We start from the raw sequence: 13,036 nt of genomic DNA on the forward strand, positions 1-13,036 counted from the left end.
GTCCTCACGCTAACACATTGCCAACTAACCGCACATCTCGCTCCAAAAATTGCTCTATCTCTACTTTATAGGACTCCTTAAATAATAAATATGCCCTTTCTCCCGTAGAAAAACACTCCTTCACAATACAAATCACAAGAAAGCTTGGATTCAATGTATCATACTTCCCATTTCGCAGATTCAAAAGCGACGTTGGCACATATTTATCCACATGCGCATGCTTCAATGTCACCGCCAAAATACTTTTATTAGACCTAATTGCCATATCGTACGCTAAATGCAAATAGTTCCCACGAAGACACACTTTCACCTGCTCTCCAATCAACTCATTCAAAAGCGGCAACACTTGTAGCTTCTGCTTCGTTGTCCCATTCTTCTTCAAAATAACATCCTTTATCCGTAATGTTTTATTATCAATATCATTATTAAAAAGTCGCGGCCCCGTGCCGATACTTCACACCACACAAATGCATAAAATTCGACGCGGTCATATAAATAGAAAACTGCCTTAGTTTCTCTCTATCCTTATACACATAAGTAACCCGTTTGTTAACAAAATGCTCTTTAAAAAATGCATGCCCACTCGTCAGTTGTTGCAACATAGTTAACACTCCTTATAAAAAATAGATAAAGAAAAGAAGAATAGCTAGTGCTACTCTTCTTTCCACATGACAGGTTTTTCCGTTGCTCGCCAACAGCCAGCCCTTATGTCTGGCACTTATATCGAATTTTTCCGTTGCTCGCCAACAGTCAGCCCTTATGTCTGACATTTATATCGAGTTGACCATGTGCCTGCCCACATTCTTTTCTCTAACCTGAGTATAGCACACACACGGTCTATCTTGCAACTACTTTTTTAACACAGATTGACGTGTTTTTGACCCCTTATTCTGTAATTTTCACCTGCATCTCAGAATCATACGTCTCATTCCCATCTACCCGATAGCGCACTGCAACTTGCGTATCCTTCGTGATATTATTCGCTCTCACATTGATCAAGAAGCTACCATCAGGATTCACCGTCGCATTTTTGATACCGATGCCATTAATAACGACCATCACAATTTGATAGCGCCCTTGATTATTCACCAACATGCCTTTAATATTCGTTTCGCCGACTTTATAATCTGCATATCCCGTGTATAAATTGCCAATAAACGGCGTTACCGGATTCGGAAGCTCAAGCGGCGCTATCCGCAACGTCGATGGCATTGTATTATTCAGCACCCGCGTCACATCAGTCTTCTTCGTGCCAGAATTCCCCCAAATCAAGAGGTTATTAATATAGTTCGAAGCCGCCGTATCCGCAACCGTTACCCAGCCATTGATTTGCTTATCCCAAACAGCCTGATTATCCGTGACACTCAGTAACTCCACAGGATTCCGAACCTCAATCATCACCTTGTAATAATTGTCCACCAAGCCATCGATGTCAAAACGATTGTTCTCAATACTGATACCACGCGATTTATTCACCGCACCTGTCAAAATTCGCACCGGATAACGAATCCTGCCACTCGCATTGAAATCGTTGTTTTTAATTATAATATTTTTCGGCGTTGTTTTCACACCTTGGCGATCCCGTTCATACAGCGCCATAAACGCAAAATTATCATAACTATCCAACTGGACAAAATTATTCGTAACCCGCACGTTCTCCGCACCAGACAAGCGAATTGCCGTGTAACCCGTCATGTTTTTCTGCAATGTTGCATCCACACTATCCGGCACAATTTTACCATCTTTATCCGTCTGCACCTCATGCTGCAAACTTAAATCCGTTGCCTGCGAATCCTTCTTTTTCCGCTCAGTATTGTTGATTTGAATATTGCTCGGATTGTATTTATTGCTACCCTCACCGCCAATAAGCCGATTGCCATCAATGATAATATTATTATTCGCGGCACCATAACTATCAATGCCGCCGTCTACCATCGACTTCCGATCATCCACTGAATATTCCATGTTCGCCGGTGCATAAAAATGCTGCGTACCATAGCGCTGCATCCAATCCTTAATTTCATTCCCAATAATCGAGATTTGCTTCGTTCCGTTACCACCATTTCCACGATACATCACGATGCCCGCACGACCAATATTTTCAATCCTATTCTTCTCAATAACCACCGTTTGGCAATACTCCATCGCAATCCCACTCTGCAAATTAGAATTCCGAATTTCCGAGTTTTTCACCGATCCATTCTTAATCCCACCCAAATAAATAATCGAGTTCGCCTGCTCATTCCCGTCCGCAATAACGTTATCAATTTGGATATTATCAAGGCGCTCGTAAGGCTCAGCAAGCAACGTACTATCATCCTTATAATCCCCTGCAAAATTAATTAAAGAAAACGCATACGCATGCCTACTCATAATGACTGGATCAATCTCATAACGAATGCTAATATCGCGAATTGACACATTCTTTATGTACTTAGGGCTAGTAGAATTCGCAGCCTCCGTCGTCAACCCTTGCTTCGGCGCTGTAAAAACCAATTCACTATCTTTCGCATTCGCCGTTGCCCCTTTAATAATCACATTAGACGGGACTTTTAACGTATTATCAACATAGTATTTCCCTGCTCCAAACTGAATCGTTGTACTATCATCACTCGAATTAATCACTTCCAATATTTTTGCCCACCCAAGCGCATTACCCGTTGCCGCCGCCTTATTATCCTTTTCCATAAAGCGATCCACTTGAATCACCTCAGCCGCCTGGACCTTCATCATTCCACCAAAAACAAACATCAACATCATCACAAAAGTAAAAAACACTACTTTCCGTTTCATAAATTCGACTCCCTTTTATATATTTTATCCAAAAACGACTCACATTGTGTCGAATTAGATATAGAAAGTATACCCTGATAAAACATCCAAAACAATCGCATTTCCACAAAAAAAACACGATATTTCATTGTTTTTCGCCAATATTATAAAAGATTACATTTCACGTTTTTCCTCCGTTTGATAAATTAGTACCCCCGACACAAAATAGAGTTTTCCACAATAAAAACATACTGAAAAACACCCCTTATCCCCCAATTTACCATTTTCCAAATGTGACAATTCCACGACAAAAAGCCTTTGTAAGCGAGACCAAAGACTTTTCCACACATATTCGTTCGATTATTAGTCATTAAAAACAACAACAGCACGGAATCTTGTTTTTCCAGCCATCATTTTTTCATCGGCTCAATCCCTGGAAGTCACTAAAACGCGTCGTATTCTCGCCATCCACAATTGTATAATCCTGATTTAGCCCGTTAAGCTATACTGCCTTCATCCCATCGCGCTTCCTTCCTTATTTTTCAACAAGTTCAGTATACACCTCCTAGTTCGCTCTAACGCAAATCTGAACGTTGCAAAATTACCCAAAACACGGTATTCTGGAGTTAATCGACAAGGAGGAGAACTCATGAAAATTATCCGTACAAAAACATATGAAGAAATGTCTAAAAAAAGCGTATGACGTTGTGAAGACAGTCATCGATTCCAAAGAAAAACCAATAATCAACACAACAACCGGCGCAAGCTATGACGGTATGTTCGAAAATCTCGTAGAAGGCATCAATAATGATGAAATCGACATCGAAAAAGTATTTATGATGAACCTCGATGAATTTATCGCCCCACGCGAAAGCTCATTCAGCGTATACAGTTACATGCATCAAAAATTCTATGACCAAATCAAAAAAACAACCACGCGAAATTGGCCTATTAGACGGTAGTTTATCCAGTTTTGACGAAGAAATTGCGCGCTATAATAAAATTTTGAGCGACAACAAACGCGATTTACAAATTCTCGGACTTGGTGTCAACGCTCACCTAGGTGCGAATGAACCTGGAACACCATTTGACACTCGCTTATTCCTAGCAGATAGCGATGATTCAACGATTAATAGCACGATGCTTTACTACAAAGTGACACGCGAAGAAGCACCAGAACAAATGCTGACGCTCGGTCTTGCTGATATGATGGAAGCCGAACAAATCCTCGTAACCGCTTCTGGCACAAGAAAAGCAGAAGCCGTGAAAGCAACACTCGAGGGCCCAATTACCGAAGATTGCCCAGCATCGATTCTACAAAAACATCCAAATGTCGTGTTTATTATCGATGAAGCAGCAGGATCATTACTGACTAAGTATTAAAAACTTGGAATCAGGGGTGAAAAAATGGAAATCAGGCTTTTAACCATAGCAGATGTCGATCAATATGTAAAAATCAGACTCCAAGCCCTACAAGAAAGTCCCGCAGCTTTTGCGACAAGTTTTGAAGAAGAAAAATACACCGCCTTACAAAAATACGAAGTCCGCTTCCAATCCCCATACTCCCTGACATTCGGCGCATTTTCAAGCGGGAATTTAGTCGGCGTTGTGACTTTAATTCGAGAAGAACGCATCAAAATGAGGCACCGAGCCAATATCGTCGCGATGTACGTTTCCCCAGAAAGACGTGGCAGCGGCGTCGGCAAAGCCTTAATTGGCACCGCAATCGAGCAAGCCCAACAACTAGAAGGCATCGAGCAAGTTTATGTATCCGTTGTGACGACGAATAAACAGGCGCAGAAGCTCTATACCTCGCTTGGATTTGTACCTTACAGTCTCGAGAAACACGCTTTGAAGCTCGATGGCACGTATTTTGATGAAGAGCATATGGTGTTGTTTTTGTAAAAAAGGTCGAGAATAGTTGCCACAACACGGCAGCGACTATTCTCGACCCTTTTTTCGATTTAATTCTCTCTTAATGATAATACTTTTTAGTATTACTGTCATAATAATGAATCTTGTTGAGATATCTAGTGTAATTCCAAGATTTACTTACTACATCCGTTGTTGTGTACGACCAGTATGCATTGTTCGGAACTGTCATCGATTTACTTGAAACAAACGTTCTTTTACCCGTAATAGAATTAATATCAAACTTCTCTAAATGAGGCACTGATTTGGCATATACGCCCGGTTGGACCGCGATTACTAAGCCCACCAATAAAGCAACTGTCAACAAAATTTTATATACATATCCCGCTCTTCTTTTTTTCTTCATTTCATCACTCCTCTTTTATCGCTGTCAAAAAACAATCTCCTATTTTATTGTCGAATTCACATTTAAAGTCACCACCTTGCTCCTATAACCATCAATACCAAAATTCAAAATTAGTAAGGTAAGCAGCGCCACACTCAAAACCAGCACGCCATTTACGAAATTAATACTCGCATTATCACATAACATACCTAACGAATAATCAACCACTGCTGCTGAATTAAAGTACGTCCCTGGCAAAAGATTCGCCCATTCGTTCAGCGGTTCAATTTTTCCAATAGCAAGTACCGGCGCAGCTAAGATAAGTAATGAAACGAATAATGTGGTCATCACGCGTTTGAATAGCTTACTCACAAAATCAATGGTGCATACGACAACAGCAATTGACAAAGCTTGTAATACTATCATTTGCGCGAGTAATCTCCCCACCGGCTCGGTTGTAATGCCCCCATTCGTACTTATCGCAATTGGATACTCAAAACTCCCTACACCCGATAAAAAAACTCGCTGGTAAATAGGCGATTAAACAGGTAATTATATACAACGAAAAGGCGACCAACAAACCAAATAACAATCTTTGCGAAGTAACTTTCACATATTTCTGCGGCAACAACAACGATCTGTCTATATTTTGGTAAAAGCGGTCCGTGAATACCATATTTAGTGTGAAACAGAGTATGATGACAAAAAAGACTGGGAAAAAATTAGTTAACATCCGGTATAAAAAAGTCGTACCTTGCGTTTCCATATCCTCCTGATCAGATTTAATATCCAATTCTGCTAGTTTTGTGTAAATAGCAATTTGACGAAAAATCGATTCCTTAAGTTCCTGAGAGGCATTCATATCTCCTGTATAGACCCCGTAAGATTCTTTAATTAAGTCTATTTTCACCTTATACGCTTCGGACCAACTCTCATTATCGTACAAATCTACTACACTTTGTTGTTTCGCAATACGAGCTTTACTCAGCGCATCACCTTCTTCAAAAGCGGCTTTTTCCTCTTCCGTTTGAGCCGATGCCATGCTCTGCTCATTCACTGTTAACATAGCCCTATTCAGTGCTATTTCCTCTTTCTCCATACCAGATAAATTCCGCTCCGCACCCACACGCGTATTCATAACTAGCACTGCCAAAATCGCTAGGACAAACACAAAAATCGGCAGCCAACTCCCTTTATTTTTATAGAATTTTTTAAAATATAACGTTTGCTGTCCCATTATTTAGACTCCTCCTGCTGTTTCCGCCCATTTTCTATTAGTTATGAAATAGACTTTATCTGAAATATCATGAAGAATATCGTTTTGATGTGATGAAAAAATAATACACTTACCTTGTTTCCTAGCCGCTTCCATAAATCCTATAAACCGTTTCTGATTAGCGTCATCAAGACCATTCATCGGCTCATCCATCAGCCAATAATCCGTATTACTGGCCTCATACATCGCCAAAATCGTCTTTTGCTTCATACCTAGAGAATATTTCCGAATAGGCAACTTAACAAATTCCTCCAAGCCCCAATACCCGATAATGGCACCAATGTCTGCCTTATTATCCGCCCAGCTAGCGTTCACAAACTTAAGATAATCAAGCGCAGATAAATGCCCATCCAACCAATCTGACGTTTCATAATAAAAAATCTTTTTTCGCGTTGTAACTAAGTCTATTTTCCCACTGCTATCCTCCAAGTAAACCGCACCACTTTGCGCTTTCGTCAGTCCCGCTAAAATACGAAGCAACGTCGTTTTCCCAGAACCATTCGTAGCAACAATACCGTAAACTACCCCACTCTCAAACTCAGTATTCATATCTTCCAAAAGCGTCTCTCTCGCGGACATCGATAAATTCTGTACTTTTAACATAAATAACTCCTCTTCTTTCGTATCATGTAATATCCCATGTAAGCAACTCGCTGACACTCACAATTCTCATGCTAAGCTCAACTAGAAATACCTTCCTAGTGACAGATTTCTGGCAAAAAAATATGAGCTAAGCTATGTATTAAACTCCATTCTACCAACCATATTTCACCTCTTTCTCAAACCTCGCAAGCACAGCATAACACAAAAATTAACCTTGCGTTTTGAGAACAGAAAAAAATGCCATAGTATAAAATACCTGGCATTTCAAATCCGCTATTTTGTTATTTGGAACAAAGACGTTTCTATTCAAATCATGTACAAATCCAGTCGATATACCAATATAAACCAATAAACTACTCCATACTACTCTTTTTCCACTCACAAAAATATCGCCGCACTAATCCAATAAACCACAGCGGCCATTATTCCCGCGCATGGCAATGTAATCATCCACGTCACCAGCATACTTTTCCCAGTCCGCCAGTTAACTTCCTTCTTATGATTCGCCGTCCCAACGCCCATCAGCGAACTGTCAATCACCTGCGTTGAACTGATTGGCAAATGGATCAGTGTCGCACTCATAATCACCGAAAGCGAGCCTAAATCCGCGGCAACACCAGTCACTGGCTCAATTTTCATGATTTTCGTGCCTACCGTTTTAATAATCCGATAGCCGCCAATCGACGAACCGAGCGCCATCGCGGCCGCACAGCTCACTTGCACCCAGAATGGAATCGTGGAATCCGTCTGCAAACCGCTCGCAATCAAGGCCAGCGTGATAATTCCCATCGTCTTCTGCGCATCATTCGTTCCGTGCGCGTAGGCTTGCATCGCCGTCGTGCCAATCTGCGCAATCCGGAAATGCCGATTCGTCTGCACCAACTTCTTATTCCTGAAAATGAATTTGAACAGCGAATAAATCAAATAACCGACCGAAAAACCGATAATTGGCGAGATAATCAGCGCAATAATAATCGTCGTGAATCCGCTCCAATTCAATACGCCAAAACTCCCCGCCGAAGCAATCGAAGCTCCGGCAATTGAGCCAATCAGCGCATGCGACGAACTACTGGGCATCTTCGCAACCCACGTCATCAAATTCCAAATCACCGCCGAAATAAGCGCACATAAAACCACGAATTCCCCATTTTTCAAGGCAAACGGATCCACAATACTAGACGTCAAAGCCACCGCCACACCCGTAAACGAAATCGCGCCCAAGAAATTCATCACAGCAGCAATCCCAATCGCCACACGCGGTTTCAGCGCACGCGTTGAAATACTCGTCGCCACCGCATTTGCAATATCATGAAAACCATTTATAAAATCGAAGGCCAAGCCAACAATCACAATAATAATCGTAATTAAAATCACCGAATCCATCCAACATTCCCCTAATCTGCACACTTTACTTTTTATATACCCTATTTTGCGCTTGAAAAGGAGTAAATTCAAGTTTTATAACCCAAAAACATCTCTAACCCCGTCAAATTCCGGTTTTAGAGATGCTTCCTTCTTATTTTGAATTATCCGCTGATATAACAGGACTTTTGCGATTTTCAGAAAATTGCTCATAGGCGTAACCCATCGCGAAAATCGATTCATCTGCTTTATTCCGTCCAACAAACGTCATACCAATGGGTTGTCCATCTTTGGCATAACCAGCTGGGATGGTCAGTTCAGGATTCCCTGCGATTGGAACTAAAAATAAATTGTCATCATTTAGTGTAACCAATGCATCTAAATTGTTCATCGTCAGTGCCGATTCGATAGTCTTGCCGGCCTTTTTGATTAGTTCATTGGCACGCGCATCCGTGGCTGCTACGGTCGCTTGGTCTTCCTCCGAATCCTCCAAGCTTCCTTGACCATACTTCATATTCCGCGTCTTATCCGATTTATTAAATGCAATAATTGCCGCTAAATCCTTCATCGGAGCCTGATTCTTCTTCAAAAATTGATTCAAATCGGTTTTAAAATCCGCTTGTAGTATTTCATCGAACCCTTCAAAATCTTGCTGACTTTCTTCTAGTTCTTTACTTTTTATCACCTTGGCACCGGCCTGCTCCAAGTCGGATACGATTTTTTTAGAAACAACATCATCCGCATCAAATAATACGCCGATTCGTTTTCCTTTTAGCGAGTCCTTAGATAGTTCCGCTTTTTTCGGTTGATTCATCAAGGCTCCTGCCGTCAAATAAGCGTCCTTTACAGTTCTCGTTATCGGACCTGGCGTGTCAAAATGTCTAGATAGCGGGATCACTAATTCACCGCTAACCGTGTCTCGGCTTGGCTTAAAACCTACTGCCGATTGAGCTATTGCAGGTGATATGATGGAACCATTCGTTTCTGTCCCAATGGTAACGGCGGCAAAATCGCTAGTCGCAGCTGTTGCTGAACCTGAGCTTGACCCAGATGGCGTCGCGTCAAGATAGGGATTCTTATTCTGTCCTATTTTTCCAGAATAACCGCTTGGCATACTCGGATCCATATAATTCGCCCACTCAGACATATTTGTTTTCCCCAAAATTAATGCACCATTCGCCTTCAAGTTTTTGACTATCGTGGCATCTTTTCCAATCACCCAATCCTGCAATGCGACCGTTCCAGCACTCGTTGCTAGCTTTTGTGTACCTATATTATCTTTCAGTAAAACTGGTATCCCATACAGCGCCGCTTTGTTCGTACTCGGATTTTGGTCAAGCGTCCTCGCCTCTTCTAAGACATCAGGATTAATTTCTGTAATCGCATTTAACTTCGGTCCATTTTTATCGTATTTCTTAATTCGGTTTAAATAGACACCCACCAGTTCCTCGTAACTCAACTTATTTGTCGCAATGAGTTGCTGTATTTGATCGATTTCCGCACCAACAACTAATTTTTCTTTCGCTTCTAGTCTACTGATATCCAGTGTTTTCAATTGTTCATTCACTGGATCTAAAACGCGATTTTGCTCATACAGAATAGCCTCCCCAGATTTTGTAGCATCACTTGTTTGGATTAACCAATAAGAAACACCGACCACCAAAATTAATACCGTTACTGCACTCCCAATAATTATACCTTTTTTCATGTTGTTTCCTCCATTATCATTTTTTCTAAGTATACATCATAGCAAGCGCGGAATCCCTCGATGCATGTGACAAAACAAAACAAATTTGTAAGCATGCCACGCAAAAAAAACTGAAACCCGCGAAGGCTTCAGTTTTTTTGCATTAAGTCTTATTAGTCTAAATCCGTCGCATTCTGTTCTTGCTTCTGTCCTCTAGCTTTACGAATAAAGTAAATCCCGATCAGAAGTACGAACCAAACCGGCGTTACGAATAGCGCTACACGTGTATCCTCCGCTAATGCTAGAACAACTAGAATGAAAGCAAGGAACGCGAGAATAACATAGTTCGCAACTGGATATAACGGCATTTTGAACTTACTTTTCGCCGCAAGTTCTGGGCGTGTTTTGCGATATTTCAAGTGACAGATAACCGTCACTCCCCAAATATACAAGAAACATACCGTCGAAATACTCGTGATTAGCGTGAATACACCCTCAGGCATCACGTAGTTCAGAACAACCGCTACCAAGATAACGATTGTGGAGAAGAACAACGCATTCGCCGGAACTTTATGCGATGTTAATTTTGTCATTGGATAGGGTGCATTTTTTTCTTTAGCTAGTGAGTAAACCATCCGACTCGTACTGAAAACCGCACTATTACACGCTGATGCCGCCGAAGTTAGAACGACAAAGTTAACGATAGCCGCAGCTGCCGCAATTCCGAGCGCCGCGAAAACTTGCACGAACGGGCTTTGCGCTGGATTAATGTCATTCCACGGATAAATACTCATAATCACAATAAGCGCACCTATATAGAAGATAATAATCCGAATTGGGATGTTGTTGATCGCTTTTGGAATAACTTTCTCAGGATCTTTCGTCTCACCAGCCATCAAGCCGACAAGCTCAATCCCAACGAAGGCGAACACAACCATCTGGAACGATAGAATAAAGCCGCTCGCACCATTAGGGAACCAACCGCCGTGACTCCATAAATTAGTAAAACTAGACGTACCTGCATCCGTTGAAAATCCTTTGATAATCATAAATGTACCAACGATAATCAGGGCTAAAATGGCGATAACCTTAATTAACGCGAACCAAAACTCCATTTCACCGAATAGCTTCACGGTCGCAAGGTTCATCAGGAGCAAAATAACTAACGCGATTAGCCCTGGAACCCATTGTGCCACATTCGGAAACCAAAATTGCGTGTACAAACCGACCGCTGTCAAATCCGCCATCGCAATTGAAACCCAACAGAACCAATACGTCCAACCTGTAACAAACGCAGCTCCATTTCCAAGATAATCAAAAACAAAATCGACAAATGAATGATAATTCAAATTTGATAATAATAATTCACCTAGCGCACGCATAATCAAAAAACAAATAATCCCAGTAATCGTGTAAGCAAACAGAATCGACGGACCAGCTAAATGAATCGATTTCCCTGAACCGAGAAACAAACCAGTTCCAATCGCGCCCCCAATCGCTATCAACTGCACATGGCGATTTTTTAAGCCTCTCTCTAATTGTCGTTCTTCTGACATATGTATTTCCCCCTTATTATTGGTCAGATGAATACCTACCAATCAGGCAACATCTCGAGCCTCTGTGAAACAATGTCTTTCAAGATTATTCTTCTATCATACCGCAAAATGAACCTAAACACCATATTTTTTTAATTCACAATGTAAACGCTATCATTTGATTTTATTGTACCATAGAGTTTACTCATTCGACAAAGAAGAACGCTTATAATTTTTATTTTTCTTCATAATCATTGATAGATAAAGGTTCTTGCTATGTTTCTAATTTTAAATACGAATAGGCTGAATCGTCGGGCAAATAGGTTAATCATACATCTCATATCCCGACTATGTGAAAATATGTGTATATTAATCGAGCCATATGTCATAAATGTGTTTTTTGTACGTTAATGAATTATGGGAAATCACATGTTAAGTAAGGCTATACCAATTAATCTGGACGAAAAAAAGCATGAGACCAGTTGAGAGCTCATACTTCTTCTTCCAATATTTCAGTTTGTCGGAGTTTTTGAATGCTGTCTAGAGGGTTCAGTAGCCAGCGAATATGACTGCTGAGGGCAACCAACGAGCTACACGCGAAAATCGAGATACCGATGACAAAAGCGAGTTTTACGAAGGGATTCCAAGTCACAAAATCCGCAGCGAACATTCGAATGATGAAGAAAAATATCGGATGAAGCAGAAAAATGACTAGTGAATTATCGCCCCATTTTGTTAGCGTACTTTCACGATTACTGGCGAGCATGAAGAGCATCGTAATCATGATGAGTGCAACGATGTATTGCTGGAACTCGATTTTTAGGAATTGCGGAATCGTGCTGGAAAAAGCGCTGGATTGCAGGAAGCCGTAGAACGCATTTTCAAATCGTAGTGGGTTGTTTGATAGCACATATAAGATGAAGAAAATCAGAACTGCGCTGAGTAGGACTTTGAATTTGAAGTTTCCAAGCGCCGTGCTGCATTTGCCCATCGTCTCTTTATTGATGTAGAAACCGAGCAAGAAGAATGGGAAAAATACGAAGGTTCTCTGGATGGATAGGAATTGGCCTGATATTGCGGGGTTTTCGATTAAAAATACCGTTGCCCACCAACGAATTCCTGCGCTAACGATTAGGATTGCTGCTATGATGAGCATGCTCCATACCCGATACTTCCCGATTTTGTGGAGTAAGATTGCGACCGCGTAGAAACATGCTAGACTGACTAAGTACCACAAGTGGAAAATTGGCGTTGTGAAGCGAAACGTGAATATTTCGCCGTAATGTGTGAGGTATGTAACGACCGCGTAGAATGATTGAAAGATTATGTATAGCAAAAGTAGATTTAATACCTTTTTCCAAGTCACGTTTTTCGCGAAATATCCGTTCAGAAAAATAAATGCTGGCATATGGAATGAGTAGATTAGTATGATGAGGGGCTCCATGTCGCCTCTGACTATGAGTAATAAATGGCCGAGTACTACGAAGAAGATGAGGACCCCTTTTATGTTGCTAAATTTAACATCTTTTGTCATGATATACCTC

At 41.1% G+C, this 13,036-nt stretch carries 12 protein-coding genes and 1 pseudogene; 2 read left to right on the forward strand and 11 right to left on the reverse strand.

Translation table 11 applies throughout. The features are described from left to right. Positions 1 to 4: 4 nt before the first annotated feature. The 3 genes from PCORN_RS17490 to PCORN_RS12815 form a co-directional block, all read right to left on the reverse strand. The gene (locus tag PCORN_RS17490; RefSeq protein WP_051999461.1) at positions 5 to 382 is read right to left on the reverse strand and encodes a hypothetical protein; all 378 of its coding nucleotides are present in this window, start codon (positions 380 to 382) and stop codon (positions 5 to 7) included. A gap of 43 nt (positions 383 to 425) precedes the next feature. Then, positions 426 to 602 (reverse strand): PBECR4 domain-containing protein, encoded by a 177-nt coding sequence (locus PCORN_RS19410; RefSeq protein ID WP_159102590.1) that lies wholly within the window; start codon positions 600 to 602, stop codon positions 426 to 428. A 283-nt stretch (positions 603 to 885) separates the two neighbouring features. Then, positions 886 to 2,793, reverse strand: a complete 1,908-nt coding sequence (locus PCORN_RS12815; RefSeq protein ID WP_036081295.1) for a right-handed parallel beta-helix repeat-containing protein — start codon at positions 2,791 to 2,793, stop codon at positions 886 to 888. 628 nt (positions 2,794 to 3,421) lie between these two features. Here PCORN_RS12815 and PCORN_RS12820 point away from each other — a divergent pair. Together PCORN_RS12820 and PCORN_RS12825 are read left to right on the forward strand one after the other, a co-directional pair. Beyond that, a pseudogene (locus tag PCORN_RS12820) lies at positions 3,422 to 4,155 on the forward strand (glucosamine-6-phosphate deaminase). Positions 4,156 to 4,179: 24 nt separating this feature from the next. Then, positions 4,180 to 4,677 (forward strand): GNAT family N-acetyltransferase, encoded by a 498-nt coding sequence (locus tag PCORN_RS12825; protein WP_036081299.1) that lies wholly within the window; start codon positions 4,180 to 4,182, stop codon positions 4,675 to 4,677. A 70-nt stretch (positions 4,678 to 4,747) separates the two neighbouring features. Here the strand turns inward: PCORN_RS12825 and PCORN_RS12830 are convergent, their stop codons facing one another. From PCORN_RS12830 to PCORN_RS12865, 8 genes are all read right to left on the reverse strand, one after another. Next, positions 4,748 to 5,050 carry a hypothetical protein gene (locus PCORN_RS12830; RefSeq protein WP_036081302.1) on the reverse strand — a complete coding sequence of 101 codons (303 nt, stop codon included), beginning with the start codon at positions 5,048 to 5,050 and terminating at the stop codon, positions 4,748 to 4,750. A 39-nt stretch (positions 5,051 to 5,089) separates the two neighbouring features. Further along, a complete protein-coding gene (locus tag PCORN_RS12835) occupies positions 5,090 to 5,455 on the reverse strand; it encodes a hypothetical protein (protein ID WP_036081305.1) in 366 nt (121 codons plus the stop codon). Between the two features lie 67 nt (positions 5,456 to 5,522). Further along, positions 5,523 to 6,266, reverse strand: coding sequence for a hypothetical protein (locus PCORN_RS12840; RefSeq protein WP_036081308.1), 744 nt, complete (start codon positions 6,264 to 6,266; stop codon positions 5,523 to 5,525). A 3-nt stretch (positions 6,267 to 6,269) separates the two neighbouring features. Further along, on the reverse strand, positions 6,270 to 6,908 hold the full coding sequence (locus PCORN_RS12845) for an ATP-binding cassette domain-containing protein (protein WP_036081311.1): 639 nt from the start codon (positions 6,906 to 6,908) through the stop codon (positions 6,270 to 6,272). Between the two features lie 378 nt (positions 6,909 to 7,286). Continuing rightward, positions 7,287 to 8,291: an inorganic phosphate transporter gene (locus PCORN_RS12850; protein ID WP_036081314.1), complete on the reverse strand. Its 1,005-nt coding sequence runs from the start codon at positions 8,289 to 8,291 to the stop codon at positions 7,287 to 7,289. Between the two features lie 133 nt (positions 8,292 to 8,424). Next, a complete protein-coding gene (locus PCORN_RS12855; RefSeq protein WP_036081317.1) occupies positions 8,425 to 9,978 on the reverse strand; it encodes an amidase family protein in 1,554 nt (517 codons plus the stop codon). A gap of 152 nt (positions 9,979 to 10,130) precedes the next feature. Beyond that, positions 10,131 to 11,513: an amino acid permease gene (locus PCORN_RS12860; RefSeq protein ID WP_036081320.1), complete on the reverse strand. Its 1,383-nt coding sequence runs from the start codon at positions 11,511 to 11,513 to the stop codon at positions 10,131 to 10,133. A gap of 469 nt (positions 11,514 to 11,982) precedes the next feature. Beyond that, positions 11,983 to 13,026, reverse strand: coding sequence for an acyltransferase family protein (locus PCORN_RS12865; RefSeq protein ID WP_036081322.1), 1,044 nt, complete (start codon positions 13,024 to 13,026; stop codon positions 11,983 to 11,985). Positions 13,027 to 13,036 lie beyond the last annotated feature (10 nt).

Source organism: Listeria cornellensis FSL F6-0969 (assembly GCF_000525855.1).
Lineage (GTDB): Bacteria > Bacillota > Bacilli > Lactobacillales > Listeriaceae > Listeria_A > Listeria_A cornellensis.

Excerpts from the sequence above, each read along its gene's own strand:
- PCORN_RS19410 (WP_159102590.1), bottom strand. The coding sequence starts at position 602 with ATGTTGCAACAACTGACGAGTGGGCATGCATTTTTTAAAGAGCATTTT.
- PCORN_RS12825 (WP_036081299.1), top strand. The coding sequence starts at position 4,180 with ATGGAAATCAGGCTTTTAACCATAGCAGATGTCGATCAATATGTAAAA.
- PCORN_RS12835 (WP_036081305.1), bottom strand. The coding sequence starts at position 5,455 with ATGATAGTATTACAAGCTTTGTCAATTGCTGTTGTCGTATGCACCATT.
- PCORN_RS12850 (WP_036081314.1), bottom strand. The coding sequence starts at position 8,291 with ATGGATTCGGTGATTTTAATTACGATTATTATTGTGATTGTTGGCTTG.
- PCORN_RS12815 (WP_036081295.1), bottom strand. The coding sequence starts at position 2,793 with ATGAAACGGAAAGTAGTGTTTTTTACTTTTGTGATGATGTTGATGTTT.
- PCORN_RS12830 (WP_036081302.1), bottom strand. The coding sequence starts at position 5,050 with ATGAAGAAAAAAAGAAGAGCGGGATATGTATATAAAATTTTGTTGACA.
- PCORN_RS12855 (WP_036081317.1), bottom strand. The coding sequence starts at position 9,978 with ATGAAAAAAGGTATAATTATTGGGAGTGCAGTAACGGTATTAATTTTG.
- PCORN_RS12865 (WP_036081322.1), bottom strand. The coding sequence starts at position 13,026 with ATGACAAAAGATGTTAAATTTAGCAACATAAAAGGGGTCCTCATCTTC.
- PCORN_RS12860 (WP_036081320.1), bottom strand. The coding sequence starts at position 11,513 with ATGTCAGAAGAACGACAATTAGAGAGAGGCTTAAAAAATCGCCATGTG.
- PCORN_RS12845 (WP_036081311.1), bottom strand. The coding sequence starts at position 6,908 with ATGTTAAAAGTACAGAATTTATCGATGTCCGCGAGAGAGACGCTTTTG.
- PCORN_RS12840 (WP_036081308.1), bottom strand. The coding sequence starts at position 6,266 with ATGGGACAGCAAACGTTATATTTTAAAAAATTCTATAAAAATAAAGGG.